Below are 25,213 nucleotides of genomic sequence, written 5' to 3' on the forward strand. Positions count from 1 at the left end.
TGCCATCGATTTTGAGCGCCTCCGTCAGGAGTTTGAGCGGGCGCCCAACAAGAACACCCAGACACGCTCGCTTCGGGATGCCATCGAGGCACGCCTTGCCCGAATGATTGCCCGCAACCCGCTGCGCATCAATTTCCAACATCACTACGAGGAACTCGTCGCCGAGTACAATGCCGAGAAGGACCGGGTCACGATTGAGGAAACCTTCGAGCGATTGCTCAAGCTGGTCGAGGCGCTCGACGAAGAAGAAGCACGCGCTGCTAAAGAGCAGCTTCCCGAAGACGCCCTGCCCATCTTCGATTTGTTGCGCAAGGACACGCTGACGCCGGCTGACATCAAGAAGATCAAGGCCGTTGCGGTTGACCTTTATGCACGGCTCTCGAAGTTCCAGCGGGACATCGCAAATTGGCGCGCGACCGAGGGCAACCGTGACCGGGTGAGGCAGATGATTTTCGACACTCTGTACACTGACGCGACAGGTTTGCCGGAAGCCTACGCGGATGACGAGATCAACAGCGCCGCGGATGCTGTCTATCAATTTGTCTACTCGCAGGCTAACACAGCGCAACCGAGTCGCTAAATGGTCGCTAGCATGGTCTTCAATGTCCGCTCTTAACGCGAATTCGCACGTGGGTCAGCGGACGAGTTAGCGGCGATCATGGATACAGCCGGTGGTCCGCTATTGGGACGAACCAGTCAATAGAGCGTGTTCATGTGTTGTTGGATCTGAGGTGCCGAGAGCGAGGTCCGGCGCGCATCTGTCACCCTTTCCGACCCCGCGTGCCCGTGGCGTGGAGCGCGAGGTGTTGGATGCTCTAGCGAACGGTCTTGACTTGGAGGAGGATTTGACCCGACGGGCGAGCGCGCCGGCCGAGGAGCCGGAGCGCGACGATGCTGCGAGCAATGTGATCCCATTCCCACGCAAGGCGTGAGCGAGCGCACCGCGAGTAAGGGGTTGCTCGCTCGATAACGCCACAGTAGGAGTTGCTCTGCTTGCTTCATTGGTGCTTGCGGCGGTGTCCGCATTAATCGATGCGTGAGCCTGCGGAGGATCAGATGACGAGATCATCGGGTGCGCTCTTGGCTAAGCGGCCTGCGTGAGAATGGCATAAGCCGCGCCCGTGCCAGTGGTGGCCGTATAGCCGGAGCGGTCCCGGTCAGCGCGCGCGATGATGCCCTCCAGAGCGCGAGCCCCATCGTTGATTGTTGGGGCTTTCTGGCCTTCAGGGAACCGTGCGGTATTGTTCGCGTCGTTGACGCGCAGGTCGGCGATTTCAGCCATTAGTTCCCCCCGAGAAGGCCGGATTCGAACTGCGCCGCTGCGAGCGGCAAGAGGCCCATCTGCTGCTGTTCGCGATTGGGCAGGAACGGAACGCGCGGCACGTCCTGCGGAATGCGCTGGTTACCGGTAGGCATTCGTGTGAACAGCCTGGCACCAGGACCCATCGCCACTCCGCTTTGGGGCAAAGCGGGGTTGCCGGCTGATGCGCTTGAAGCGGTAGCTGGCCAAATCAATGCGCGCTTGATGCAAGGCGCATTTGGCGAACCCGCGGATATTGCGGAGGCCGCATTGTTCCTCGCGTCGCCCGCCGCCAAATTCGTCTACGGGCAGGAAATCGTTGTCGATGGCGGATACACGATTGGGTGATCCCAGCCATTATATGAGCGCCATGGAGGGCCTTAAGGATCCGGCGTGTTGCTGAGGGATTGGGGCTCATGTCTGCGCGCCCCCTCTGCTCCCGCTGTGTGGTCATCAGAGGAGAACCGTAAATGTCAGAAGGAATGTATCCAGCTGCAACTGTGGAATTTGCGAAGAGGCGCCGCGAACTGACACCTGATGCCGAGGCTGCTTTTCAGGCGTTCAGTCAAACAGTTTTTGCGGAAGGTGCGTTGCCTGTAAAGGTCAAGCAGCTCATTGCCGTCGCCGTCGCACACGTCACGCAATGCCCGTACTGCATCAAGGGGCACACCAAAGCGGCATTGCGGCATGGTGCTTCGCAACAGGAACTGATGGAAGCGATTTGGGTCGCCGCCGAGATGCGGGCGGGAGGCGCCTATGCTCATTCAGCACTTGCGCTTGAGGAGATGGCCAAGGCCACCCCGCCGAAAGACACCTGAGTGATGGCCACGTGCGGCCACACCGTCCTCGGTGTTCCTAGCGATGCAGCCTGAGGTGGGCGCTAAGGTTTGAAGACGGCGCCCACCGATCTCGCGACGCCCAAGCTGCGCACCCAATTCGCGCACCGTGTTGCCAGATATGTTGCGCTCTAGCGTGCCAGCATTGCCGGCCGACCAACCCCAGGAGCCATGTCTGGTCTGGTGACTCTAAACCGAATGGTTTATATAAGACCAGTCAGTCTGATTATGGAGTTGTGCCATGAGCGCTCTTGTTCCTCCCTTCACCCTTGAAATCGCTGTTGCAAAGGTGCGCCTCGCCGAAGACGGCTGGAACAGTCGTGATCCGGAGCGGGTCGCAAAGGTCTACACGGAGGGCAGCCAGTGGCGGAACCGCGCCGAGTTCCCGCGGGGCCGCAAGGAAATTATTGAGTTCCTAACGCGCAAATGGGCAAAGGAACTCGACTATCGGCTGATCAAGGAGCTTTGGGCGTTCGGGAGCAATCGTATCGCCGTGCGCTTCGCCTACGAGTGGCGTGACGACAGCGGCCATTGGTTCCGATCATATGGAAATGAGAATTGGGAGTTCGATGCGGCCGGCCTCATGCAGCGGCGCTTTGCATCGATCAACGACCTGCCGATCAAAGAGGCGGACCGCAAGTTTCATTGGCCGCTCGGCCGGCGACCGGATGATCATCCGGGACTGAGCGACCTCGGCCTCTAGCGCGGGGTGCACTGATCCGTGCGTAAGATCTACGAAAAGGCGGACGTTCTTCCCATGCTGGCCGAGGTTTTTCGGGAGCTTGGCTACGAGGGCGCGTCTTTTGGCAAGATCACGGAGCTTACAGGCATCAGTAAGGGCAGCCTCTATCACTTCTTTCCCGATGGAAAGGAGCAGATGGCGGCTGAAGTGATCGCGCAGATCGACGGATGGTTCGTTGAGAATATCTATCAATCTCTCGAGCAGGGCGCACCGAGCGCCGCGCTCGAGCGGATGTGGGTGGAAGTGGATACATACTTCCGCTCAGGCCGGCGGGTTTGCCTGATCGGCGCGTTCGCCCTCGATACAACGCGCGATAGCTTCGCCGCGGCTATCCGCGACTATTTTCATCGTTGGGTGAGAGCGCTCGCGCGTTGCCTTTCGAAAATGGGAGTCAAGCCCGCGGTCGCCCGCGCGTGTGCCGAGGACGTCGTTGCTGGGATCCAGGGTGCGCTGGTACTTTCTCGCGCGCTCGATGATCAGCAGGTGTTTCTCAGGGCGATGCGGCGCTTGCGGAGTGACGTAGATACTCTCCTCGCGCAGGATAGTCCTCCGTTGCGCAAGGGTGCCGCTGGCAAAAAACGCGACGTTTCACTCAAAGCGTCCCCACGTAAGGGGGTGCGCTTACAGGGGCGCTGATGCAGCTTTCGTCGACAGCGAGTGCGGGAGACGACAGCGGCGTGTGAGGACGTCACGATGGTGACACGTTGTGCATGAGGCGGGCGCACCGCTGGCGGGTGCCTCTCCCCGGCGCTAATCTTAGCAGATGCGCAAGATCATCCACATCGATATGGACGCCTTCTATGCGTCGATCGAGCAGCGAGACAGCCCGGAGCTCCGGGAGAAGCCTGTTGCGGTGGGGTATCCGGCCAAGCGCGGCGTCGTTGCGGCCGCAAGCTATGAAGCGCGAAAATTTGGAGTGCGGTCGGCCATGCCGTCGACCACAGCGCTACGAAAATGCGCTGAGCTTATTTTCGTAGCGCCGCGCTTCGAGGTCTACAGAGCGGTATCGAAAGACATCCACGCCATCTTCCGCGAATACACACCGCTAGTGGAGCCGCTGTCGCTGGATGAAGCGTACCTGGACGTGACGGATAACCTGAAGGGTATTCCGACGGCGTGGGCGACGGCAGAAGAACTCCGCAAGCGTATTCTCGAAACCACCGGCCTCACGGCATCGGCCGGCGTTTCCTATAACAAGTTTCTGGCCAAGCTGGCCTCGGATCAGAACAAACCCAACGGCCAGTTTGTGGTGATGCCGAACAAGGGAGAGGCGTTCGTGCAAAGCCTGCCTATCGAACGCTTCCATTGGGTGGGACCGAAGACGGCCGAGAGGATGAAGGCGCTCGGGATTCATACCGGCGCCGACCTCAGGCAACAGAGCATATCTTTTCTTGAGCGGCATTTTGGGCGGTCGGCCAGCTGGTACTATGGCATTGCTCGCGGCGAGGACGACCGGCCCGTGCAACCCAACCGTCCGCGCAAATCCTCCGGCAGCGAGACCACATTTGATGATGACCTGTTTGCCCCGGCGGACATTGAGGCGGGCATCATCAAGATGGCGGATGACGTGTGGGCCTGGTGTGAAAAGCACAACACCTACGGACATACGGTGACGGTGAAGGTGAAGTTTGCCACGTTCCGGCAAATCACGCGCAGCAAGACACTCACCGCGCCCGTCACAGATCAAACGCTGCTGCGCGACGTGAGCTTGGGGCTGGTGCGGTCGATCTACCCGGTGAGGACCGGCGTGCGCCTCGTCGGTGTGTCAGTGGCCAAGCTTGAGAAGGCGGGAGCTGCGGCGCCCCAGCTGGAACTGGGCTTGCTTGGCAGCACCTTACACCATGCGGGCACGGCACTCAGTCTGTGAGGACTGGAGTGCTGCAACGCTGCCGCGCGCTAGATCCCGACAATGCATTCATCACGGCCGGCCTCGCCCCGTAGTGACTTAGATCCCCTTTGGAAGCTTGGAGGCCATCATTTTCCGCCGGTCGAGCCGGCGGCCGTCGACGATGAAAGTCCCGTCGCCGACTGCATGAACCGTGCGCCTTTCCCGCCGCGTGGGATTCTCGTGGGCCGCAACGGCTTCCAACACGACGATGCTGTGCTTGGCGATCAGGTCGACGACTTTGCATTCGATGTTGGCCAGGCACTCTTCGATCAAAGGCGCCTTGACGAACTTGCCGGGCATCGCCGTCAGCGTGAACTTGGCGAATTTGTCGGTGTCGACGCCTGAGCATGTCCCGATCCCGACGACACGATCCAACAGGTCGACCGCCGGGATGGCGATCACGCACTCCCTGGTCTTTTGCAAGGCCGAAAAAGAATAATTCCATGGGCCTGTGGCGATGGCGAACTGGGGCTTGAAGTCCAGCACCATAGTCCACGATATGGTCATGACGTTGTTCTTTGCTCCGTCGCGGGTCGCAACGAGCACCACGGGTCCTGGCTCGATAAGGGTGAAGACCCGGCTAATCTCCAGCTGGCGCATGAGCGCATCTCCCGAGCGCATGATGACGTTGTGTAAATGATACCGAAGGTCTCGGAAGACCATAGGGCCTGCAGCCGGTTACCATACCGGCTAGGCGACACGTCATTCATGCGCAGGGCGATGGCATCACACGGCAGTCGGCGGTGAGCCACCTTTATCTGCAATGGCAGGAGTCAAGTTTACGCGTCTGGATAGCTCCTCGGCGCTTTCCTTTCGCTCGCTATAGCGGTCCACCAAATACGGAGCGCGATCGCGAAGAAGAAGCGTCATCTTGACCAGCTCCTCCATTACGTCCACGACGCGGTCGTAGAAGGATGAGGGCTTCATCCGGCCGCTTTCATCGAACTCGTTAAAGGCCTTTGCAACCGACGACTGGTTGGGGATTGTGAACATCCGCATCCATCGGCCGAGGATGCGCATTTGATTGACGGCGTTGAACGACTGCGAACCTCCGCACACCTGCATGACGGCCAGTGTTTTACCTTGCGTTGGACGTACGGCGCCTACTGAAAGTGGAATCCAGTCGATCTGGGCTTTGAGAATGCCGCTCATTGCGCCGTGCCGCTCGGGCGAGCACCACACCATGCCTTCGGACCAGGCGGCCAGCTCCCGCAGCTCTTTCACCTTCGGATGACTATCCGGTGCGTCGTCGGGAAGCGGCAATCCGTCTGGATGAAAAATGCGCGTTTCAGCACCGAAAGCCTCCAGAAGCCTCTGCGCTTCGAACGCGAGGAGGCGGCTGTACGAGCGCTTCCGAACGGACCCGTACAGCAATAAAATCCGCGGCCGGTGCTGCGAGGGAGACGGCACGTCCAAAAGCGCGGCGTCCGGAACGCGAAAGGACGCGGCATCGATGTTCGGCAGGGTGTCTGTGCCGTTGCTTGCTTTCGTTGGCATAGGCTAACGCTTCCGTCCGGGCACGACTTCCCCATCTTCCTTGGTGAAGTCCCCGATATCAGGGTTGGGCAGTATCTCGAGCACCAACTCGGACGGGCGGCACAAGCGGGCCCCGCGTGGCGTCACGACGATCGGCCTGTTGATCAGGATCGGGTGCTGCATCATGAAGTCGATCAGCTCGTCATCGCTCCACTTGGGATCGTTGAGTCCCAGCTCGTCATAGGGCGTTCCCTTCCTCCGAAGAACGTCACGCACCGGTATGTTTATCGCACGAATGAGGGAGACGAGCTGGTTCCTCGCCGCGTTGGCGGATCATAGCGAGGGTATTGCGCGAGGTTCCGCAAGCCGGATTGTGGTAGATCGTGATGCTCATGGCTATTCCGCGGGCGACTGGACGGGGGCGGGTATTTCGGCCCGGCGCTCTCCCGTAAGCCGATGGACGAAGAAAAGGGCGCAGAAGGCTCCGGCAACTTGCGAGACGACAAACAGCGGCACATCGGCGAAACGGATGCCCGCGAAGGTGTCGGACAATGCGCGTGCGAATGTCACTGCGGGATTGGCGAACGATGTGGACGCCGTGAACCAATAGGCAGCCATAATGTATAGGCCGACCGCCGTGGCTAGGGCTTCGCGGCGAGCCCTTAACGTCAGCAGAATCGTTGCCACGAGGCCGAACGTGGCGACCCACTCCGACAACGCCTGTGCTCCACCGCTGCGTGCCTTTTGCGATAGTTGCACGATCGCAAGATCAAACATGGCGTGCGCGAGAAGCACGCCCACCACGGCGCCGCTCACTTGCGCGAGCACATAGGTCAACGCTTCCTTCGGCGACACGTCGCGCCGCGCGAGAAAGACTACTGTGACCGCCGGATTCAAATGAGCTCCGGAAATTGGCTCCAACATGGTGATGAGCACAACAAGGATGGCACCGGTCGCGAGGGCATTGGCCAAAAGGGCGACCGCCACATTGCCACCTGACAGAGTGATACCCATCTCGCCGGAGCCGATCACTGTCGCCAGCAGCAGCGCCGAACCTGCAAATTCCGCGGTGAAGCGTTGAGAGAGCGAAGCAGCCATCAAGCCTTCCACACGTCCTTACTTGCACACGCTTTTTATTTTCTTGAAGTTCGTGCCGCAGAGCTCCGGGTGTCCTTGGCAGCAGTCCTCGGTCAGATAAGTCAGAAGCTGGCGCATGCCCTCAACGTGAACCGCATAGCGCACGTAGCGGCCTTCGCGCGTAGCATGAAGCAGCCCGGCGCGATCCAGCTCCTTCAAATGAAACGACGCGCCGGTTGGCGAGGCGCCAATGGCTTCGGCGATTACGCTTGCCGGCAGGCCGTTCGGCCCCTCGCGAACGAGAAGTCTGAAAATATTGAGCCGCTGTTCATGAGCCAGAGCGGCTAAAGCGGTGACGGCTTCGCCTGTTCGCATGATCTAATAATACAAGGATTATTGTATCGTGCAATGAAAATATTATGGCCCAGCCCTAGCTGCCATTCGCTGCCTTAACTTCGGAAAAGAGCCGGTGCGCTGTGTCCCGGCGGACGGTTTCAAGACCTCGGTGCACGCTACTGCAACGGCGCGGAGACGACCGAGATCACGTCCGTCAGGCGGTACTCTTTTCGGTAGAGAACTCGGCCCGCGACAGGTTCCTCGCCGCTCTGGGCCGCCGGGCTTCGAATGATGGCTACGCCGTCCGGATACTTAGAGAGCCACTTGGAAAGCTCGGCCTCTGGCACGAAAATGACGGGCTGTTGCAGCCGGGCGAGGAAGCCCAGCTCTCCCCGGGTTCTTTGAGCGACGGCGATGGGTTTGTCGCGGAAGCCATGCACCACGTCGGCCAAGGGCTGCAGGTCGAACAAGCTTGCGATGCCGGATCTGGCCTCAAGCGCCAATCCGCCGAGGAAGATGAAGTTGGCCGCTGCAAGCCCTGCGAGCATCCGCTGGGGCGTCCCGCGGAAGAGTGCGATGGCGCCGATAGCCAGAGCGCCCATCAGAAGCAACCGCGTCACGTCAAGCCCCGCCGCTATGCTGAGGAGGGTGCTGTTGGATGCAACGTCATGGCTGCTGATCGTTGCAAAACCGATGAGCGCAAAGAGAAGCCCGGCCGCAAGAACAATCCAGCCGGTCCGGTCTGCATTGCGCAGGATGATGTGCTGCAGGCCGAGCGAAGCGAGCAGCGCGATCGGCGGTAACAACGGCAACAGGTAGTGGATCTGCTTGCCGCTGATCAGGCTGAGACCAAGGAGGCCCGGCAAAATCCAGCTCAGGAGAAAATTGCGCTGCGGTGCCCTGACCTCGAGGCTTCTTCGCAAGCCGACCCACGTTGGGCGCCAGATAAGCAGCGGAAGGAAAAACAGGAGAAGCACCGGAAGGTAGAACCAAAATGGGCGGGCGTGAGCGAAGGATGAGGTGATGCGGCCAGCGGATTGCTTCCACAGCAGCATCTCAGCGTACTCCGGTCCTCCGATAGAGGCGGCACGCAAAGCCCACGCGAGAGCCATCAGGACGCCAAGCCCAAGCGTTGCGCTGACATGAAGGAGCCAAGCCCGCCTTTGGTCTGGCGCGATCCAGAGAGGTGCGAGCAGTGTCGCCGGGACGGTGAACAGAAGTACGACAGGACCTTTGGCGAGCAGCCCAAGCCCGATCGAGACGCCATAGGCCAGGAACGCTTTCCGCTCCCCAGTCTGCCCCGCAATCCAGAGCGCCAGCATCGCGCCCGAGACGGTTGCCGTGAGCAGCATGTCGAACATGATCGAGAAGCCGAGTACCAGAAACAGCGGCAGACCGAGGAGCATCAAGGCGCTGAGAGCAGGACCGGACCTGCGTTCTGACGCCAGTCGCATCTCGAGGCGATGCGTGAGGATAAGGACGACCCCCATCGCTGCGGCACCAATCAGTCGCGCCGGCCAGACGGCGAGCCCGAAGAGGCTCCAGCTCGCATTGATCAGCCAGAACAGCAGCGGCGGCTTATGCGAGTATGGCTCGAAGTTGAGCGTGGGCAGGCTCCAGTCACCCGTTACGCGCATCTCCCACGCCACCGTGAGATAGCGCGTCTCGTCCACCGGAAATGCAGGGAGCGACGAAGCGGCGACGATGAGGAGCGTTCCGAGGAGCAGGACGGCTGCGACGCACAGCCTGTCGGCTGCACTAGAGTTCGACGTCACGCGGCACACCTGCGGTCTGCGCAGGTCTGGGCCGACCGGCGACGAAGTAGAGATTGCGTCCGTAGATCAAAATCCCGGCAGCCTGGCCTATGATGAAAACCGGATCGGCGCGCCGTATCGCGTAAGCCAACAAGACGATGCCGCCGGCAAGGCTGAAGTACCAGAACGCGCGCGGAACCACGGAGCGACGCTGCCGCTCGGAAGCGATCCATTGTATGAGAAAGCGCGCCGAAAAGAGCATCTGTCCGAGGAGGCCGATGCTGAGCCATAGCGTGTCTGACGCTGGAAACGGCGCTGGTGCGATCAAAACACGTCCTCCAGCTCGACGTTCGCGATCTGGCGCTTCATCAGCCAGCGTACGCCGACGAGATCCTGCAGGCCGACCCAGAGGCGGTCCCAGATGCCATATTTCGAGCGGCCAGCGGCGCGCGCCCGGTGGCTCACGTCGACGAGAACGACCTGCACGCCGGATGCCTTCATCATGGCGGGAAGAAAGCGGTGGATGTGATCGAAGAAAGGAAGCTCGAGAAAGTCCTGGCGCCGAAAAAGTTTCAGGCTGCATCCGGTGTCGCGCACGTTGTCGTTGAGCAAGGCCGCGCGGACGCGGTTGGCGATCCGGGAGGAAACACGCCTCATGAGCGTGTCGCGCCGGCCAAGCCGTTGCCCGGCGATCATCAGGCGCGTGGTTTGCGCTTGCCGTTCTGCGTAGGCAGCAAAGAGGGCGCCAAGGTCGGCAGGATCATTCTGGCCGTCGGCATCGAGGGTAACGATCAGGTCGTTCGACGCGGCCCGGATGCCGGTGAGAAGGGCGCGGCTTTGGCCCTGACGCCGGCTGTGGCGAACGATGCGCAGCATGGCGTTATCACCGGCAGCGGCAATGGTGCTCTCGGCGGTCTTGTCCGTGCTGCCGTCATCGACCACGACGATCTCCCGCACGGGGAGCGCGCTTACCGTATCGATGATTTCCACCAGGAGAGGACCGAGGCAGTCCTCCTCGTTGTGAGCGGGGATAACGATGGTTGCGTACACGGGCTCCCTCCGTCGCGTGAGACGCGCGGAGGGACATTCCGATCTGAACCTGACACCTGCCTGAAAGCACGGGCCGAGGGTTCAGATTACACCAGGAAACTCCAAGACCGCCTCGAAGCCGTCGGAACGGCCGTGGGCGGGCGATGCAAGCGTCAGCGCACCACCCGCCTGACGCATGATCATATCCACAATCGTGAGGCCGAGGCCGCTGCCGGGAACCGGCTGAGCGTTGCCTCGGCGGAATCGGCGCGTGAGCTCTCGTAAGGCGGATCGCGGCAGGACATCGCACGCGTTGATGACGCGGACGGTGTGGTTGCGTGTGACGCGAACGTCGATGGGCTGGGTCGCGCTGCCGTGATGCACCGCGTTCTCGATTGCATTGCGAAGGACGATTGCGATGGCGTCCTGATCCATTACCACCCAACAGCTTTCGTCATCCTCGATCTCGAGCTTCAGCCGTGCGCCAACATTCGACAGATGATGGAAATCGTTCACGACCAGCGCGGTGATCGCAGCGAGATCCGTGCGCTCCCGGGAGTGGGCGAGGCCGGCCTCGGCGCGCGCCATTTGCAGCATCTTCTCGACGCGGCGCCCGAGCCCTGCGAGTTGCGACGCCAGGCCCTCGGCCCGAGCACTGTCAGCCGTTCCGCGAAGATTGGCGGCGAGCACCTGGATTTGCGCCTGCACGGCGGCAATCGGATTGCGCAGCTCATGGGCGGCATTGGCTGCAAACGCACGTTCCGATTCAATCGCAGCCTTGAGGCGCGTCATCAGTGTGTTCACGGATTCTATGACGGGGGTGAGCTCGGATGGAAGACCAGTCGTGTCGATTGGGTTGAGGTCGTTTCCACCGCGCGTCTCAAGCTCATGGGAAACGCGTGACATGGGCTTCGTGGTTCGGTCCACCGTGCGCCACACGGCAAAAGCCGCAATCGGTAGGAGGGCGATCAGCGGCGACGCAAGGCCAAGCCACAATCCGATGACCGCCTCCCGCCGTTCCTGCAATTCATGGGCTACGACAAACCATAGATCCTCGTCGCCCAAATGATGCGTGTAGTAGCGGTAATCGCCCCGGTCGTAGAAGCCTTTCTTGAGCGGGATCGATGGTAGCGGCTCGGGTGTTCCGGTGGATGCGAGCACCACCGCGCCGCTTCGTTCGCGGAGCAAATAATGCACATGGCTGCGGCTTGCGCTGAAAGAGGACGAGCGCGCCTCGGAAGGCCGTGGATCGCTTTGCCCGGAGATTTTGCGGCGGTACTCCTCAAGAGCAACGGGCACGAGTTCGCCTCCCGTCGCGCGCAGCGCACTGTCGAAAACTTCGGCGACTTCTTCGCGAACGACAAGGCCGGCTGCGACCACGCCGGCGATCCAGAATAGCGTGAAGAGGGCGATCAACGAGCGGATGAGCCGTTTCTTGATCGACCAGGGATACATGGCTAAGCGTCCATCCTGTAGCCAAGGCCGCGAACCGTCCGGATGGCGCTGCTGCCCAGCTTCTTGCGCAGGCGGCTGACATACACCTCGACGGCATTGCTTTCAATTTCGGATCCGAATTCGTACAGCGCTTCCTCGAGCTTGGCCTTCGACACGATGGTGTTGAGCCGGGAGGTAAAGCATTCCAGCAATGCCCACTCGCGCGCCGTGAGCTGGATCTCCGCCCCGTCGCGCCAGACCGTGCGCGCCGCTTGATCGATTTCGATGCCTCCAACGGTGAACCGCGGACTGGGGTGTGCGGCCGCGCGGCGCTGCACGGAGTGGATGCGCGCGGTGAGCTCGTCGAGATCGAACGGTTTCAGAACGTAATCGTCCGCCCCGGAATTGAGGCCCTCGATGCGGTCGCGGATCTGATCGCGCGCGGTGATGATGATGACCGGGACGCGGTCACCGGATTTTCGCAAAGACCGCAACAGGTCGAGCCCACGCCCGTCGGGAAGATTGAGATCCAGAAGAAGCAGGTCATAAGCGATCGCCCGCACCGCTCCTGAGGCCTCTTCAAGGGACTGCATCCAATCGACGGCGTGCCGCTTGCCGAGATGAGCGGCTACGGCGTCTCCCAGCAGCGGCTCATCCTCGATGAGAAGGATTCTCATGGCTTACTCAGTTCATCCTGAAGCTTGGATCGACCTGGACGACGTTAGCTCCTAACAATGCGGTTTCTTGCGGGCGCCACCCCATTCGTGTTTGTCGCCCCGCCGTCTCGCTATTACAGCCTCGCTCTTCTCGCCAGATAGATGGCAGCGTTGTGGGCACCCGGCGCACAAAGGTAGCCGCTGGATTGGCTTGCGAAATTCCCTTCGCGGCAGCTGTTGCGACTGTGGCGGCATTAACTACCGCTAAGCGCACGCTGGATCGGACTTGAGATTTCGCGTAAAGATTTGCAGGCGGACGGGGGGCTTCAGGAGACGAAGCCATGGTCCGGCTTTATCGCTCGGCGTCCTTCGTGCAACGTCGAATTCCGCCGCACCCCCGATTGCGCGACGCGCCCCGTGCGTGGTTCCTGACCAGCGCTCCGCTTTCTCTCATTTCACATCGCCGCGGATAATGGCGCGCGCTGCCCACAGCGCGAATGGCGCCATTTGCTCTTTGAGGAGCAGGCAAATGAAAAAGAAAAACGCTAACTCTCACTCTGCCGAAGCCGTGTCACCGCACTACTGACACGCGTCGAAAATGCGACGGGGCCGGATCAGGATTTGGATGTTGATCTCGCCCTCATCGCGGGCTGGGAACCGATGCCACCGTTCAACTTCATAGGACCGAGCGGCGAACTAGAGGTTCCGCGCTACACCGCCTCCCTCGATGCTGCTCTCGCTCTCGTAAAGCAGATGCTGCCGGGCTTAGCGTGGTCACGCGACGGTCTCGGTCGATTTTATCTGACACATGCAGGTGTACCAGCAGAACTCGGCCCGCCCATCGCGTACACATTTCCTGTGCTGGCCAATGACGCCCTCACCTGTGTCGCGTTCCTCCTCCGCGCAATCATCGCAAAGCAGGAGGTGGCAGATGCAGAATGCTGACGTGCTCCGGGTTCGCGGGAGCATCTGGCTCGGGTTTGACGAGAACACCGGAGAGTTTACCGGAGAATATTGCACCGTGAAACCGCACGATTTACGCGGGATGCGTCCTTTCGTGGCCGCCGAGGAGATCGCCAAAGAGCTGGAGAAGGCGCGCGCTATACCGACCGAGGAAATGATCGAACTCGGAGCGAAGGCGTGCCGGCACATAACGCTCAACGCCCTCACAATGGATGAATGCCGGGACGCTGTTCGGGCGGCGCTAACAGCAGCACTGGCGTGCGAGCCCGCTCTCTCCAAGAAGGATGAAGCCAATGGATAGTAAGCACACGCCGGGGCCGTGGGTTGTGCCGCATTTCGCTCGCGATGAAGTGGAGTGCAACTGCGCGTCAGTGGTTTGCGAGGGGTATGCGGGGGCTGTCGCCACCGTTCATATCGGCAACGGGAAGCCAATAGGCAAAGGTGGAAATGATAGCCCTCCATTGGAGGAAGCCAAGGCCAACGCCCGTCTCATCGCAGCAGCGCCGGAGATGTTCGATGCGCTTCAGAAGATAATCGAAATGAACCTGCAGCACGCGCAGGACCAATTTGGAGACGCTGAGAAAGCCGAACACTGGGCTTGCGTAGTCGTTGCCCGCGCCGCTCTCTCCAAGGCAACAGGGGAGAGCACATGATCATCTCACCTCTCACCATTCAGGTCCTGATCGAGTGCGTGTGCAGCGACAAGCCGGGGTCAAACATCCCGGAGAGCGTATGGCGCGACCCAGAGGCACACTATGCGCGAAGTTTGCTTCGCTGCCATGGCCTGATTGACGGTCCCGATTACCACGCCACTGCGCGCGGCAAAGCTTGGCTCTCGTTCATCTGCCAGACGCCGCTACCTGTGCAGGAGTGGGTGCTCCCGGAGCGCAAAGCCCAGCGCGGTGACGAACGCAGCGTCTCCAAGGAAACAGGAGAGAAGTGATGGAGTTCATTACTTCGATCGCCTGCCGCGCCCTGGCTACAGTTCTTGTCGTCGTCGCCACCATCGGCCTCATCCAGGCGATCGAATGGCTAACGGAGGATGATCAATGAGCCCCAGGCCGCTATTCGCCTTTGCTATTGGCTGCTTGACGGTCTCGATAGCCCACAGCGCAGAGAACTTCGGTCCCGCTCTTGTGTTCTTGGGGGTGGCTGTTGGCTTCTGGGGGCTTTTTGAATTTATCGGAAGGATTGGCTCATGACGAACCAAAAAGGGAGAACCACCGGCAGGGCCGTCGCGGACGCGTGGTTCGATCGTTCGATGGAACATGCTCCGCTCCACCACAGCCGAGCCGAACTCGAAGCGCTCATCGATGAGGCGCTCCGCACGGTAGAAAGGGAAGCATACGATCGGGTCGCCGGTCTTCATGACCTTCTCGCAACCGATAGCCGCTTAGCCGCTCGACGCTATCGCGAGTTCGGACCGCTCAGTGCGGCGTCCGATGCGGAGCTTTCCGCCCATAAGCACGAGCAATATGCGGAGACGATCAGAGGGCTTTTCTCTCTCGATACACCGAAAGGAAGGATGCTGGTTTGGGTTTCCACCGCGCCACCAAATCGAAGCCATCAGCCACAGTAACGGAGCGTATCAGCGACATGACCACGGCGGCCGTCAATTCCTTCTCTGCTCGATCGGCAACGATGCTTCGCGACATGCGCCGCGCAATGCGCATGCAAATGCAATCGACGATCGATGATCGCGTCCAATCCCGCGCGCACAACGTGCTTCGGGAACTCAATGAGGCCGAAGCTCGGATCATGGCCCACGAGGAGGCGGCAACAAAGGCGCGGGCGCTCTGGCGTGAGATTTGCGGCGAGCTCTTGATCGAGAACATGGAGCCTCCCAACGGAGCCAGCATGCTCGTATGGCTCATGAGCCTCGTCGTGGGGGCCGATGCGCGGAGCAAGGCCGATCGCACGACGGCGCTGTATTTTAAGGCGGGGTGCGCCGCCTTGACCACCAAGTTGGATGAGGCGGGACGAGCCTAGAGGCATGGCGATGGTCGATGCCTCACGGCGGGACATCCTGCCGCGCTCGCTCCCTCCGCGTGGCGTTTCGCGCGCGGAGGCGGCCCGCTACGTTGGAATTTCCCCCACAACATTTGATGAGATGGTCAAAGACGGACGGATGCCGAAGCCAAAGCGCATCGGCGGCCGCGTTGTATGGGACGTGAAGGCCCTGGACTTAGCATTCGATATGCTTCCAACTGACGGCGCACCCGCGAGCAAGTGGGCGCACGTCGAAGTCTAGAAGACTTGAAGGAAGGAAGTGTATTGAATGACGACGACCTATAAACACGTCCGGCGCGAGGTAGATAGGCACGGAAAGGTGCGTTTCTACTATCGCAAAGGCAACGGGCCGCGCATAGCCCTACCCGATCCCGACGATCCGGACTTCGCGGATCGCTACGCCGTAGCTGCGGCGAGCAAGCCGGTGCCCAAGCGGCCGAAGCGGAAGGACAAGCCGACGCTAGTAAGGGCCACTCGCGGGACGCTTGGCTGGCTATGTCAGGAGTTCTGGAACTCGGCAGAGTTCGCGCAGCTTGGCCAGTCAACGCAGACCGATCGGCGGAGGATCGTCGAGGCTTGCCTGATGGAGCCTATCGCGCCGGGGGCGTCCGACCTGTTCAAGGACTTCCCGCTCGACGAACTGACACCGAAGGCGTTTCGGGTCCTGCGCGACCGCAAGAAGGACCTCCCCAACGCAGCGAACGGGCGGCTGAAGGCATTCCGGCGCATCTTCAAGTGGGGCTTGGAAGCCGAGCCCGACGTTGTGAAGTGGAACCCAGCGCGGGACGTGTCCTTCCTGTTCGCCCGCAGCGATGGCTACCATTCCTGGTCAATCGAGGAAGTCGAGAAGTTCGAGAAGCGGCATCCGGTCGGGACACGCGCCCGTCTGGCACTGGCGATCTTGCTCTATACCGGGCAGCGGCGCAGCGACATCATCCGCTTCGGCGAGCCGATGGTGAAGGACGAGTGGCTGCACTTCCGGCAGTGGAAGAACCGCAACCGCAGCCCGGTTGATATGTCCCTGCCTGTTGTCCCCGAGCTTCGCCGGATCATCCGGGCGACGAGGATGGTCGGGACGACGACGTGGCTGGTGACGGAGTTCGGCAAACCTTATGCGATCGCTGGCTTCGGGAACCGCTTCCGGGACTGGTGCAATCAGGCGGGCTTGCGCCATTGCTCGGCGCACGGCTTGCGCAAGGCTACTGCTTCCCGGCTGGCTGAGCTTGGTTGTTCGGATCGGCACATCATGGCGATTACCGGCCACAGGACGGCGGCCGAGGTCGATCGTTACACGCGCGGCGCGCGTCAAAGGAAGATGGCCGAGGCGGCATCCATCCATCTCGGTCGATAGGCTTTCCGCCTAACCCCAGTTCGGCGACCGCCGAACCGGTAAATTTCCTAGCAAAATCAAAGTCGTTGGCGCTCCCTACGGGAGTCGAACCCGTCTTTCCAGATTGAAAATCTGGCGTCCTAACCGATAGACGAAGGGAGCGCGGCCGGGGCGGGAAACCGCCGACGGCAGCGCGTGGTATAGAAAGGATTTCCTCGCCACGCAAGCGGGCGCGCGTGTCCCGAGGCGAATTGCGCTTTTTAACGGTCCTGAAAGGTCCCTACTGCTGACGCGGATCCGCGGCGTCCTCGATCTGAAGCTCGATACGATTGCGCCCGCCCCAGGTGTCGCGGCGGAGATGGCCGGCCACATGCACCGGCATCCCGCCCGCAGCGGCCGTCAAGAGTTCGCCGAGCGGCTGGCCTGCCGCCCGGAAGGCGACGGCATCGAGACGTGACCCGTCACCGGCCTCGATGACGCAGCGGATGTGGGCCGCGCCGACGGGCTTCACATACTTCACCCGATGGGCCGGAAAGACGAAGCGCGGCTGCGGATTGCCCTGCCCGTAGGGGCCCGCCCGCTCGATGAGGTCGATGAGGCTGTCGGTCACCGCGGACGGCGTCATGGCGCCGTCGATCAGAAGGGCCGCCCGTTCTGACAGCCGGACGGCCGCATCTCCGAGCGCCTCCGAGAAGAAGCGTACGAGGTCGTCGTGCTTAGTCTTGTCGACAGTCAGCCCCGCCGCCATGGCGTGACCGCCGCCCTTGATGAGATGCCCGGCGGCCACCGCCTTACGCACAGCCGCACCGATATCGATGCCCGCGACCGAGCGCAGCGATCCGGTGCCGATCGCGGTGGCATCTGCTGCCCCATTCTCCCACGAGATGACGCAGCTCGGCCTCTTGAAGCGCTCCGTGAGGCGGCTTGCGATGAGGCCGACGACGCCGCGATGCCAGTCCTCCGATCCGACCATGAGGACGCTGAGCCCCGCATCCTCCTCGAGCCGGCGCTCGGCGATCGAAACCGCCTCCTCAAGCGCCGCCTGCTCGATCTCCTTGCGCTCCTTGTTGAGCCGATCGAGCAGAGACGCGATCCGCACCGCCTCGCCCTCGTCCTCCGTCGAGAGGAGCTTGGCCCCGAGCGCCGCGTCCCCGATTCGCCCGCCCGCATTGATGCGCGGGCCCAGGATGAAGCCGAGATGATACGCCGCCGGAGCCTCACTGAGCCCCGCCGCGTCGGCAAGCGCACGCAGCCCCACATTCTCGCGCCCGCGCAGCACCTGCAGCCCCTTCGTCACATAGGCGCGGTTGAGGCCCTTGAGCGGCACCACGTCCGCCACCGTCGCCAGCGCTACGAGATCGAGGTCGCCGATGAGCTGCGGCTCCGGCATATCGGCACCATAGTGGCCGCGGCGCCGAAGCTCGCGTGCCGTCGCCACCAGCGTGAGAAACGTCACGCCCGCCGCGCAGAGATGCCCCTGCCCCGAAATGTCGTCGAGCCGGTTGGGGTTGACGAGCGCGTGAACGGCTGGCAGCGTCTCGTCCGCCTGATGGTGGTCGATGACGACGACATCGGCGCCCAGGGCACTCGCACCGGAGAGCACGTCGACACTCGTCGTCCCGCAGTCGACCGTAACGATCAGCTGCGCGCCCTCGCCGACGAGTTGGTCGATGGCCGCCGCATTCGGGCCGTAGCCCTCCGTAAGGCGATCCGGAATATAGATGCGCCCGCGCACGCCATGGTGGGCGAGGAAGCGCGCTACAAGCGCCGACGAGCATGCGCCGTCCACATCGTAGTCGCCGAACACCGCGACCCGCTCCTTGCGCATCACGGCGTCGGCGAGCCGCGTCGCCGCCTTGTCCATATCGGTGAGCGTCGAGGGATCCGGCATCAGTGCCCGGATGGTCGGATCGAGGAAGACCGCGACCTCATCGAGCCCGACCTCCCGCGCCGCCAGCACGCGGCCGAGCAGCTCGGGCAATCCGTGCCGCTGGCTGATCGCGATCGCCTCGTTGGCCCGAAAGGGCTCGAGCATCTCACGCCAGCGATAGCCGCGCGCCGACCGCACCACGCCGAGAAACGCCGCTTCGTCCGGTGCCTCGTCCGGAACGTGCGCTTTTCTGAGTGCCGTCATAGAGATCCCCTTTTGATTCGCTCCGGGCTAAGCGTTTCAGGAGATCCGGGCAGGAGCGACACCTCCGTGCCCTTGTCCACAGGTTGCGGAAGCTTGTTTGCGGCAAACGGTTATGGCAGAGGTGCAGGACGGTCCGAGAGCGAGGCGTTCATGAGCGACCCCAAGAACATCGTCATCCTGCTGCTGCTGGCCGGCATCGCCGTGCTTGGCTATCTCTATTACGACAGCCAGCGCACGGCCGTGCGCATCGACGTGCCGGGTTTCAAGCTCGAAGCCAACTAGCGCCTGCACGGAACCCTCCGAGGGCCCCGTCGTGAACGCGCCAGCTGCCTAGAGCCGTTTCGCTCCAGTGGAATCGAGGAACGGCTCTAAGCTTCTGTTTCTACGGGCTTCTTATCGGGAAACCGGTTCCCACTTTTCCGCATCACTCTAATCCCGGCTCTCGGCCAGCATGTGGCCGATGTCGCGGAAGCGGCTCTTGATGCGGCGCACGGTTCCCGTCTTCGAGCGCATGATCACTGTCTCGGTCTCGGCCGCGTTCCCATGCAGCTTGACGCCGGAGAGCAGCGATCCATCCGTCACGCCCGTCGCCGCGAAGATGACATCCGACGACGCCATATCCTCGAGCTTGAACTTTCTCTTGATGTCGCTGATCCCCATCCTCGCGGCACGCGCGATCTCCGCGTCGTTCGAGGGCAGAAGGCGGCCTTGCATCTGGCCGCCGATGCAGCGCAGCGCCGCCGCCGCCAGTACCCCCTCAGGCGCGCCGCCCGATCCGAGATAGATGTCGATGCCCGTTTCGGCGGGATCCGTGGTCCAGATCACGCCCGCGATGTCTCCATCGGGAATGAGCTGCACGCCGGCCCCCGCCGCCCGCACGTCGCGGATGAGGTCCGCATGCCGCGGCCGGTCAAGAATGCAGGCGGTGATGTTGCTCACCGCCACGCCCTTGGCCTTGGCAAGCGCCGCAAGGTTCTCCGCCACCGGCGCATCGAGATCGACGATTCCTTCCGGATAGCCCGGACCGATCGCAATCTTGCTCATGTACATATCCGGCGCGTGCAGGAAGCCGCCTCGCTCCGCGATAGCCAGCACGGCGAGCGCGTTCGGCATCCGCTTGGCGCAGATCGTGGTGCCCTCGAGCGGGTCGACAGCAATATCGACCTCCGGCCCGGTGCCGTCCCCCACCTGCTCGCCGATGTAGAGCATCGGCGCCTCGTCCATCTCGCCTTCGCCGATTACCACCGTCCCGCGCAGCGAAACGCGGCCGAGCTCGTGGCGCATGGCATCGACCGCGGCCTTGTCGGCGGCCTTCTCGTTGCCGCGCCCGCAGAACTTCGCCGCCGCCAGCGCGGCCGCCTCCGTCACGCGCGCCACCTCGAGAACCAGCATGCGATCGAGCCCGACCGCGCCACTATCCTTTGCCATGAGGCCCTCGTCCGTTTGCATTCAAAGATCCTCGATGCGGATCATTTGCGGCCGCTCTGCAACATGCCCATCGGCCTCGATCGCCCAGAGCGCCTTGCGCATCGCATCCTCGGTGGTGTCGTGCGTGATGAGTATAACATTGACCGCCGGCTCCGCCGCGCCCGGCGGCGGCTCCGCGGCCTGGCCGGGATGCACGCCGCGCCCGGGCCGCTTCTGCACGATGCTCTCGAGCGAGACGTTCTCATCGCTCATGCGCCGCGTGATGGCGGCCATGGCGCCGGGCCGGTCGTAAACGTAAAGCCGCACGTAATAGTTGCCGAGGTGGGTGCCGAGATCCAGGCCGCGCGCCGGCGCAAGAACATTGGTCGAGCGGATGAACGGCGGCATCACGAGCCCGCGCGCGATATCGACGATATCGCTCGCCACTGCCGACGCCGTGGGCTTAGCGCCCGCACCGGGCCCCACCAGCAGCAGGTTGCCGGCGAAGTCACCATCGATGCCGACGCAGTTCGTCACGCCCGACACTTCAGCAAGCGCCGACTCCTCCGCCACCAGAACCGGCGTCACGCGCGCCTCGACACCGTCTTCGGTATCGGACGCCACACCGAGCAGCTTGATGGAGTAGCCGAGCTCCGCCGCAGCTGCGATGTCCGCCGTCGTGATCGCCTCGATACCCTCGACATGGATCCTGTCGAAATCGATCACCGTTCCGAAGGCGAGGCTGACCAGGAGCGACAGCTTATGCGCCGCATCGAAACCTCCGACGTCGAACGACGGATCCGCTTCCGCATAACCGAGCTCCTGCGCCTCGCGCAGCGCGTCGGCAAAGCTCATGTGTTCATCCGTCATCTTCGTCAGGATGAAGTTGCAGGTGCCGTTCAAAATGCCGTAGACGCGCTTGACGCGGTTGGCGGCGAGCGCCTCGCGCAGCGTTTTGATGATCGGGATGCCGCCTGCCACAGCCGCCTCGAAATTGAGTGCGACGCCGTTCTCCTCGGCAAGCCGGGCCAGCGCGATGCCGTGTTTCGCAAGCAGCGCCTTGTTCGCCGTGACGACATGCTTCTTTGCGCGCAGCGCCGCCTCGATGGCGGCCTTCGCCGGGCCCTCTTCGCCGCCGATCAGCTCCACGAACACCTGGTTCGATGGATCGCGCGCGAGGGCTACGGGATCGTCGAACCAGCGCACATCGTCGAGCCCTCCCCCACGTTCCTTATCGCGCGAGCGCGCGGACACCCCCGTCACCTTGACGGAGCGGCCGAGCATCTGCTGAAGGCGCGGCGCGTGGGCCGCGAGGAGTTGAATGAGCCCCATGCCGACGGTGCCGAGTCCGGCCACGCCGAGGGTCAAAGGATCTGACATGATGGACGTTTACGAGCTGAAGCGGTTATCCGCTGACTGTCTGCGGGATGGGAATGACGTTATGCATAGTTTCCGGGCCCTGGGCGAGCAACTTCTTGATCGAGCGGGCCGCTTGCCGGATACGATGCTCGTTCTCGACCAGCGCGATGCGCACGAATCCTTCCCCATGCTCCCCAAAGCCGAGGCCAGGCGAAACCGCAACGTCCGCCTTCTCTATCAATAACTTAGAGAATTCCACCGAGCCGAGGGCTCGGAACGGCTCCGGAATGGGGCACCAGGCGAACATGGTTGCCGGCGGCGGCGGCACCGGAAATCCGGCCCGCCCGAAGCTTTCGACCAGACAGTCGCGGCGCGCCTTATAGACGCGGCGGATCTCGTCCACGCAGTCCTGCGAGCTGTTGAGGGCGGTGGCGGCCGCCACCTGGATGGGCGTGAAGGCGCCATAATCGAGATAGGATTTGACGCGCGCCAGCGCCGCGATGAGGCGTTCGTTGCCCACCGCGAAGCCCATCCGCCAACCCGGCATGCTGTAGGTCTTGGAGAGCGAGGTGAACTCCACCGTGATGTCGATAGCGCCCGGCACCTCGAGCACCGAGGGCGGCGGGTTGTCGTCGAAGTAGATCTCGGCGTAGGCGAGATCCGACAGGATGATGAGGCCGAGCTTCTTCGCCAGCGCCACGGCGTCCTTGTAGAAATCGAGGCTGGCGGTCATCGCCGTCGGGTTCGAGGGATAGGAGAGCACGACCGCGAGCGGCTTCGGGATGGAATGGCGGCAGGCATGCTCGACGGCGCGCAGAAAGTCCTCCCCGTTGCCGGCCTTCACGTGGCCCATGGCCGCGCCCGAGATCAGGAAGCCGAATTCATGGATGGGATAGGTGGGGTTCGGCACCAGGATCACGTCGCCCGGCGCCGTGATCGCCTGCGCCATGTTGGCGAAACCCTCCTTGGAGCCGAGCGTCGCCACCACCTGCGTCTCGGGATCGAGCTTCACGCCGAACCGGCGCGCATAATAGGCCGCCTGCGCGCGCCGCAGTCCGGGAATGCCCCGCGATGCCGAATACCGGTGCGTACGCGGCTTTGCTACCGTCTCGACCAGCTTGTCGATGATATGCTGCGGTGTCGGCATATCAGGGTTGCCCATGCCGAGATCGATGATGTCGGCTCCTGCCGCACGCGCCGCTGCCTTGAGACGATTGACCTCGGCAAAGACGTAGGGCGGCAGACGCTTTATGCGATGGAACTCGTCGTTCACGATCATCTCTCTGGGTACGAGGCAATGTCCTGCACGGGGCGGCAGGGCGGTGAAACGGCTGGTCCCGCCACCATCCAGCACGGCCCGCCCAAGGGAGCACGTACCGCAATCGAGCGATGGAGACCGCTTATTCACCTTGTTTGTACGCCATGGAGCCCCGCAGCGTCCAGAGGCGGCGCGGGTTTGCCCGCAAGTCTTGAAACCGTTTTTCAGAGCGAAGCGGCTCCCCGTTTCATCACACGAGCAAGTCGATGTTTCTCGTGTCCCTTACGGTCCCGACGTTCGCTCCGAGCCTGGGCGTGAACACCGGTGAACTTCGGGATGGGGACACTAGGCGTCGTCACATTCATGTCCTATCCTCGTCGTCATGAACGAGCAGACTCCGTCTCCGCCATCGCCGTATCGCATCGAGAACCCCGAAGAGTTCGTGCAAAATCTGGCGCGCTTTTTTGAGCAGGGCGGACGCGCCTTCGCCGAGTTGCTCGAACGACCCGACGCCCAGATCAGCCCGTACTCAGCGGCCAGCGAAATGAGCAACGCGGCGACCACGCTCGGCGACGTGGCACGGCTGTGGCTGGCCGATCCGGCCAAGCTCGCCGAGGCGCAGACCTCTCTCATCAGCTCCTACGTCGACCTTTGGAACACCTCGCTCCGCCGCTTTCTCGGAGAGGACGTCGATCCGGTCGTCGAGCCTGAGCCGTCGGACAATCGCTTCAAGGATCCGGAGTGGTCGTCGAACCCCTATTTCGATTTTTGGAAGCAGGCCTACCTTCTCACCACGCACTGGGCGGAGGACGTGCTGCAGCAGACGGAGGGTCTCGACACAGCGGCGCGGCAGAAGGCCGAATTCTACCTGCGCCAGCTCTCGAGCGCGCTCTCACCCTCGAACTTCCCCATGACCAATCCCGAGGTCATGCGCGAGACGTTCGCCACCAATGCTCGCAACCTGGTCGAGGGCATGGCGCAGCTCGCCCGCGACATGGAAAAATCCGGCGACCTCCTCAAGATCAGCCAGACCGACACGGAGGCCTTCGAGGTCGGCAAGAACTTGGCGACGACGCCGGGCAAGGTCGTCTTCGAGAACGAGATCTTCCAGCTTATCCAGTACGCGCCGACGACCGACAAGGTGCGCGAAAGGCCGCTCCTCGTCATCCCGCCGTGGATCAACAAATATTATATCCTCGACCTCACGCCGCCGAAGAGCTTTCTCAAGTTCGCCGTCGATCAGGGCCTCACGGTGTTCGTGATCTCATGGGTGAACCCAGACGAGCGCCTCGCCCACAAGACCTTCGAGGACTACATGCTCGAAGGCGTGCTGACCGCGGCCGACGCGGTGCGCCGCGAGACGGGCTCCGCAACATCGAACGTCGTCGGCTATTGCGTGGGCGGCACGCTTCTCGGCGCGACGCTGGCCTATCTCGCTGCCCGCGGCGAAGCCGTTTTCAACTCCGTGACATTCCTCACCACGCAGCTCGACTTCTCGAAGGCGGGAGATCTCCTCCTTTTCACGAACGACGCCCAGCTCGCTTCTCTCGAAGAGATGATGGCCGAGCGCGGCTATCTCGACGGCTCGCGCATGGCGAACGTGTTTAACATGATGCGCCCCCGCGACCTGATCTGGCCCTACATCGTCAACAACTACCTGCTCGGCAGAAAGCCCTTCCCGTTCGACCTGCTCTACTGGAATCAGGATTCAACGCGGATGCCGGCCGCCAACCACGGCTTCTATCTGAAGGAATTTTACAATGAGAACCGGCTGGCAAAGGGTGAGATGACGCTTGCCGGCGTCAAGCTCGATCTCAAGAAGGTGAAGCTCCCAACGTTCGAGCTCGCCACCAGGGACGACCACATCGCGCCTGCCAAGTCGGTCTTCATCGGCTCGAAGCTGCTTGGCGGCCCCGTGGAGTTCGTCCTCGCTGGCTCGGGGCACATCGCCGGCGTCATCAACCCGCCGGACAGGATGAAGTATCAGCACTGGACCGCCAACAAGGCCGCAGCCGAAACGCTCGAAGAATGGATCGGCATGGCTAAGGAGCATCCGGGCTCCTGGTGGCCGTATTGGGCAAACTGGATCGCGCGGCACGCGGGCGAATGGACGAGCCCCCGCGAACCCGGCCAGACACTCGGCGTCATCGAGGACGCACCGGGTAGCTACGTCAAGACAAAGTCCTGACCGGCACACACGTCTGTTCAAATCGCAAATTCTCTC

General features: G+C 62.3%; 28 protein-coding genes, 1 tRNA gene and 2 pseudogenes. 14 read left to right on the forward strand and 17 right to left on the reverse strand.

Features of this window, described 5'->3' with window-relative positions:
* Positions 1 to 4 precede the first annotated feature (4 nt).
* Positions 5 to 580 (forward strand): type I restriction enzyme endonuclease domain-containing protein, encoded by a 576-nt coding sequence (locus V7P99_RS02900; RefSeq protein ID WP_333793368.1) that lies wholly within the window; start codon positions 5 to 7, stop codon positions 578 to 580.
* Between the two features lie 504 nt (positions 581 to 1,084).
* On the opposite strand, the gene V7P99_RS02905 is transcribed toward V7P99_RS02900, so the two are convergent.
* Positions 1,085 to 1,282, reverse strand: coding sequence for a hypothetical protein (locus V7P99_RS02905; protein WP_333793320.1), 198 nt, complete (start codon positions 1,280 to 1,282; stop codon positions 1,085 to 1,087).
* Positions 1,282 to 1,416 (reverse strand): hypothetical protein, encoded by a 135-nt coding sequence (locus V7P99_RS02910; RefSeq protein ID WP_333793370.1) that lies wholly within the window; start codon positions 1,414 to 1,416, stop codon positions 1,282 to 1,284. Before V7P99_RS02910 ends, V7P99_RS02905 begins: the two co-directional genes overlap by 1 nt.
* Between V7P99_RS02910 and V7P99_RS02915 the strand changes: the two genes are divergently transcribed.
* The 5 genes and pseudogenes from V7P99_RS02915 (at position 1,394) to dinB (ending at position 4,745) form a co-directional block, all read left to right on the forward strand.
* Complete coding sequence (locus V7P99_RS02915; RefSeq protein ID WP_333793321.1) at positions 1,394 to 1,648, forward strand: SDR family oxidoreductase; 255 nt, start codon at positions 1,394 to 1,396, stop codon at positions 1,646 to 1,648. The two genes, V7P99_RS02910 and V7P99_RS02915, sit on opposite strands and share 23 nt — an antisense overlap.
* Before the next feature lie 122 nt (positions 1,649 to 1,770).
* Positions 1,771 to 2,118, forward strand: a complete 348-nt coding sequence (locus V7P99_RS02920) for a carboxymuconolactone decarboxylase family protein (RefSeq protein ID WP_333793322.1) — start codon at positions 1,771 to 1,773, stop codon at positions 2,116 to 2,118.
* Between the two features lie 259 nt (positions 2,119 to 2,377).
* Positions 2,378 to 2,839: a nuclear transport factor 2 family protein gene (locus V7P99_RS02925; protein WP_333793323.1), complete on the forward strand. Its 462-nt coding sequence runs from the start codon at positions 2,378 to 2,380 to the stop codon at positions 2,837 to 2,839.
* Between the two features lie 18 nt (positions 2,840 to 2,857).
* Positions 2,858 to 3,412, forward strand: a pseudogene (locus V7P99_RS02930) (TetR/AcrR family transcriptional regulator); the annotation flags it as partial.
* Positions 3,413 to 3,641: 229 nt separating this feature from the next.
* Positions 3,642 to 4,745, forward strand: coding sequence for a DNA polymerase IV (gene dinB / locus V7P99_RS02935; protein ID WP_333793324.1), 1,104 nt, complete (start codon positions 3,642 to 3,644; stop codon positions 4,743 to 4,745).
* Between the two features lie 78 nt (positions 4,746 to 4,823).
* Here dinB and V7P99_RS02940 read toward each other — a convergent pair whose 3' ends face one another.
* From V7P99_RS02940 to V7P99_RS02985, 10 genes and pseudogenes are all read right to left on the reverse strand, one after another.
* Positions 4,824 to 5,366: a flavin reductase family protein gene (locus V7P99_RS02940; protein WP_333793325.1), complete on the reverse strand. Its 543-nt coding sequence runs from the start codon at positions 5,364 to 5,366 to the stop codon at positions 4,824 to 4,826.
* 126 nt (positions 5,367 to 5,492) lie between these two features.
* Positions 5,493 to 6,263: an arsenical resistance protein ArsH gene (arsH, locus tag V7P99_RS02945; RefSeq protein WP_333793326.1), complete on the reverse strand. Its 771-nt coding sequence runs from the start codon at positions 6,261 to 6,263 to the stop codon at positions 5,493 to 5,495.
* Positions 6,264 to 6,266: 3 nt separating this feature from the next.
* Positions 6,267 to 6,636, reverse strand: a pseudogene (gene arsC / locus V7P99_RS02950) (arsenate reductase (glutaredoxin)).
* Positions 6,637 to 6,638: 2 nt separating this feature from the next.
* Positions 6,639 to 7,340: an MIP/aquaporin family protein gene (locus V7P99_RS02955; RefSeq protein WP_333793327.1), complete on the reverse strand. Its 702-nt coding sequence runs from the start codon at positions 7,338 to 7,340 to the stop codon at positions 6,639 to 6,641.
* Between the two features lie 18 nt (positions 7,341 to 7,358).
* A complete protein-coding gene (locus V7P99_RS02960; RefSeq protein ID WP_333793328.1) occupies positions 7,359 to 7,694 on the reverse strand; it encodes an ArsR/SmtB family transcription factor in 336 nt (111 codons plus the stop codon).
* A 137-nt stretch (positions 7,695 to 7,831) separates the two neighbouring features.
* Positions 7,832 to 9,430, reverse strand: coding sequence for an ArnT family glycosyltransferase (locus V7P99_RS02965; protein WP_333793329.1), 1,599 nt, complete (start codon positions 9,428 to 9,430; stop codon positions 7,832 to 7,834).
* A complete protein-coding gene (locus tag V7P99_RS02970; protein ID WP_333793330.1) occupies positions 9,414 to 9,737 on the reverse strand; it encodes a lipid-A-disaccharide synthase N-terminal domain-containing protein in 324 nt (107 codons plus the stop codon). Before V7P99_RS02970 ends, V7P99_RS02965 begins: the two co-directional genes overlap by 17 nt.
* Positions 9,734 to 10,459, reverse strand: coding sequence for a glycosyltransferase family 2 protein (locus V7P99_RS02975; protein ID WP_333793331.1), 726 nt, complete (start codon positions 10,457 to 10,459; stop codon positions 9,734 to 9,736). Before V7P99_RS02975 ends, V7P99_RS02970 begins: the two co-directional genes overlap by 4 nt.
* A gap of 81 nt (positions 10,460 to 10,540) precedes the next feature.
* Positions 10,541 to 11,893, reverse strand: coding sequence for a sensor histidine kinase (locus V7P99_RS02980; protein WP_333793332.1), 1,353 nt, complete (start codon positions 11,891 to 11,893; stop codon positions 10,541 to 10,543).
* A gap of 2 nt (positions 11,894 to 11,895) precedes the next feature.
* A complete protein-coding gene (locus V7P99_RS02985) occupies positions 11,896 to 12,549 on the reverse strand; it encodes a response regulator transcription factor (protein WP_333793333.1) in 654 nt (217 codons plus the stop codon).
* Positions 12,550 to 13,149: 600 nt separating this feature from the next.
* Here V7P99_RS02985 and V7P99_RS02990 point away from each other — a divergent pair.
* The 6 genes from V7P99_RS02990 (at position 13,150) to V7P99_RS03015 (ending at position 16,852) form a co-directional block, all read left to right on the forward strand.
* Positions 13,150 to 13,473, forward strand: coding sequence for a hypothetical protein (locus V7P99_RS02990; protein ID WP_333793334.1), 324 nt, complete (start codon positions 13,150 to 13,152; stop codon positions 13,471 to 13,473).
* Entirely contained in the window at positions 13,460 to 13,792 is a 333-nt protein-coding gene (locus V7P99_RS02995) for a hypothetical protein (RefSeq protein ID WP_333793335.1), read from the forward strand. Before V7P99_RS02990 ends, V7P99_RS02995 begins: the two co-directional genes overlap by 14 nt.
* Complete coding sequence (locus tag V7P99_RS03000; RefSeq protein WP_333793336.1) at positions 13,785 to 14,144, forward strand: hypothetical protein; 360 nt, start codon at positions 13,785 to 13,787, stop codon at positions 14,142 to 14,144. The genes V7P99_RS02995 and V7P99_RS03000 overlap by 8 nt, the downstream gene beginning before the upstream one ends.
* Positions 14,141 to 14,434 (forward strand): hypothetical protein, encoded by a 294-nt coding sequence (locus V7P99_RS03005; RefSeq protein ID WP_333793337.1) that lies wholly within the window; start codon positions 14,141 to 14,143, stop codon positions 14,432 to 14,434. The genes V7P99_RS03000 and V7P99_RS03005 overlap by 4 nt, the downstream gene beginning before the upstream one ends.
* Positions 14,435 to 15,087: 653 nt before the next feature.
* Complete coding sequence (locus tag V7P99_RS03010) at positions 15,088 to 15,480, forward strand: hypothetical protein (RefSeq protein WP_333793338.1); 393 nt, start codon at positions 15,088 to 15,090, stop codon at positions 15,478 to 15,480.
* Between the two features lie 289 nt (positions 15,481 to 15,769).
* A complete protein-coding gene (locus V7P99_RS03015; RefSeq protein ID WP_333793339.1) occupies positions 15,770 to 16,852 on the forward strand; it encodes a tyrosine-type recombinase/integrase in 1,083 nt (360 codons plus the stop codon).
* A 66-nt stretch (positions 16,853 to 16,918) separates the two neighbouring features.
* On the opposite strand, the gene V7P99_RS03020 is transcribed toward V7P99_RS03015, so the two are convergent.
* Positions 16,919 to 16,993, reverse strand: a tRNA-Glu gene (locus V7P99_RS03020).
* Positions 16,994 to 17,111: 118 nt separating this feature from the next.
* On the reverse strand, positions 17,112 to 18,965 hold the full coding sequence (gene recJ, locus V7P99_RS03025; RefSeq protein WP_333793340.1) for a single-stranded-DNA-specific exonuclease RecJ: 1,854 nt from the start codon (positions 18,963 to 18,965) through the stop codon (positions 17,112 to 17,114).
* 150 nt (positions 18,966 to 19,115) lie between these two features.
* On the opposite strand from recJ, the gene V7P99_RS03030 reads away from it, so the two are divergent.
* Positions 19,116 to 19,247 carry a hypothetical protein gene (locus V7P99_RS03030; RefSeq protein WP_333793341.1) on the forward strand — a complete coding sequence of 44 codons (132 nt, stop codon included), beginning with the start codon at positions 19,116 to 19,118 and terminating at the stop codon, positions 19,245 to 19,247.
* Positions 19,248 to 19,394: 147 nt separating this feature from the next.
* On the opposite strand, the gene glpX is transcribed toward V7P99_RS03030, so the two are convergent.
* Genes glpX through V7P99_RS03045 form a run of 3 tightly spaced genes read right to left on the reverse strand, consistent with a single transcriptional unit; the run spans position 19,395 to position 23,004 of the window.
* Positions 19,395 to 20,414: a class II fructose-bisphosphatase gene (glpX, locus tag V7P99_RS03035; RefSeq protein WP_442909856.1), complete on the reverse strand. Its 1,020-nt coding sequence runs from the start codon at positions 20,412 to 20,414 to the stop codon at positions 19,395 to 19,397.
* On the reverse strand, positions 20,415 to 21,752 hold the full coding sequence (locus V7P99_RS03040) for a homoserine dehydrogenase (protein ID WP_333793342.1): 1,338 nt from the start codon (positions 21,750 to 21,752) through the stop codon (positions 20,415 to 20,417).
* 25 nt (positions 21,753 to 21,777) lie between these two features.
* Positions 21,778 to 23,004: an LL-diaminopimelate aminotransferase gene (locus V7P99_RS03045; protein WP_333793343.1), complete on the reverse strand. Its 1,227-nt coding sequence runs from the start codon at positions 23,002 to 23,004 to the stop codon at positions 21,778 to 21,780.
* 367 nt (positions 23,005 to 23,371) lie between these two features.
* On the opposite strand from V7P99_RS03045, the gene V7P99_RS03050 reads away from it, so the two are divergent.
* A complete protein-coding gene (locus V7P99_RS03050; RefSeq protein ID WP_333793344.1) occupies positions 23,372 to 25,177 on the forward strand; it encodes a PHA/PHB synthase family protein in 1,806 nt (601 codons plus the stop codon).
* Positions 25,178 to 25,213: the final 36 nt, after the last annotated feature.

The organism is Hyphomicrobium sp. (assembly GCF_036780825.1).
Classification (GTDB): Bacteria; Pseudomonadota; Alphaproteobacteria; order Rhizobiales; family Hyphomicrobiaceae; genus Hyphomicrobium_C.

What these genes read in the sequence shown, in the direction of transcription:
- V7P99_RS02905 (WP_333793320.1), bottom strand. Translation starts at nt 1,282, where the DNA reads ATGGCTGAAATCGCCGACCTGCGCGTCAACGACGCGAACAATACCGCA.
- V7P99_RS02915 (WP_333793321.1), top strand. Translation starts at nt 1,394, where the DNA reads ATGCGCTGGTTACCGGTAGGCATTCGTGTGAACAGCCTGGCACCAGGA.
- V7P99_RS02910 (WP_333793370.1), bottom strand. Translation starts at nt 1,416, where the DNA reads ATGCCTACCGGTAACCAGCGCATTCCGCAGGACGTGCCGCGCGTTCCG.
- V7P99_RS02920 (WP_333793322.1), top strand. Translation starts at nt 1,771, where the DNA reads ATGTCAGAAGGAATGTATCCAGCTGCAACTGTGGAATTTGCGAAGAGG.
- V7P99_RS02925 (WP_333793323.1), top strand. Translation starts at nt 2,378, where the DNA reads ATGAGCGCTCTTGTTCCTCCCTTCACCCTTGAAATCGCTGTTGCAAAG.
- dinB (WP_333793324.1), top strand. Translation starts at nt 3,642, where the DNA reads ATGCGCAAGATCATCCACATCGATATGGACGCCTTCTATGCGTCGATC.
- V7P99_RS02940 (WP_333793325.1), bottom strand. Translation starts at nt 5,366, where the DNA reads ATGCGCCAGCTGGAGATTAGCCGGGTCTTCACCCTTATCGAGCCAGGA.
- arsH (WP_333793326.1), bottom strand. Translation starts at nt 6,263, where the DNA reads ATGCCAACGAAAGCAAGCAACGGCACAGACACCCTGCCGAACATCGAT.
- V7P99_RS02955 (WP_333793327.1), bottom strand. Translation starts at nt 7,340, where the DNA reads ATGGCTGCTTCGCTCTCTCAACGCTTCACCGCGGAATTTGCAGGTTCG.
- V7P99_RS02960 (WP_333793328.1), bottom strand. Translation starts at nt 7,694, where the DNA reads ATGCGAACAGGCGAAGCCGTCACCGCTTTAGCCGCTCTGGCTCATGAA.
- V7P99_RS02980 (WP_333793332.1), bottom strand. Translation starts at nt 11,893, where the DNA reads ATGTATCCCTGGTCGATCAAGAAACGGCTCATCCGCTCGTTGATCGCC.
- V7P99_RS02985 (WP_333793333.1), bottom strand. Translation starts at nt 12,549, where the DNA reads ATGAGAATCCTTCTCATCGAGGATGAGCCGCTGCTGGGAGACGCCGTA.
- V7P99_RS02995 (WP_333793335.1), top strand. Translation starts at nt 13,460, where the DNA reads ATGCAGAATGCTGACGTGCTCCGGGTTCGCGGGAGCATCTGGCTCGGG.
- V7P99_RS03000 (WP_333793336.1), top strand. Translation starts at nt 13,785, where the DNA reads ATGGATAGTAAGCACACGCCGGGGCCGTGGGTTGTGCCGCATTTCGCT.
- V7P99_RS03005 (WP_333793337.1), top strand. Translation starts at nt 14,141, where the DNA reads ATGATCATCTCACCTCTCACCATTCAGGTCCTGATCGAGTGCGTGTGC.
- V7P99_RS03010 (WP_333793338.1), top strand. Translation starts at nt 15,088, where the DNA reads ATGACCACGGCGGCCGTCAATTCCTTCTCTGCTCGATCGGCAACGATG.
- V7P99_RS03015 (WP_333793339.1), top strand. Translation starts at nt 15,770, where the DNA reads ATGACGACGACCTATAAACACGTCCGGCGCGAGGTAGATAGGCACGGA.
- recJ (WP_333793340.1), bottom strand. Translation starts at nt 18,965, where the DNA reads ATGACGGCACTCAGAAAAGCGCACGTTCCGGACGAGGCACCGGACGAA.
- V7P99_RS03030 (WP_333793341.1), top strand. Translation starts at nt 19,116, where the DNA reads ATGAGCGACCCCAAGAACATCGTCATCCTGCTGCTGCTGGCCGGCATC.
- glpX (WP_442909856.1), bottom strand. Translation starts at nt 20,414, where the DNA reads ATGCAAACGGACGAGGGCCTCATGGCAAAGGATAGTGGCGCGGTCGGG.
- V7P99_RS03040 (WP_333793342.1), bottom strand. Translation starts at nt 21,752, where the DNA reads ATGTCAGATCCTTTGACCCTCGGCGTGGCCGGACTCGGCACCGTCGGC.
- V7P99_RS03050 (WP_333793344.1), top strand. Translation starts at nt 23,372, where the DNA reads ATGAACGAGCAGACTCCGTCTCCGCCATCGCCGTATCGCATCGAGAAC.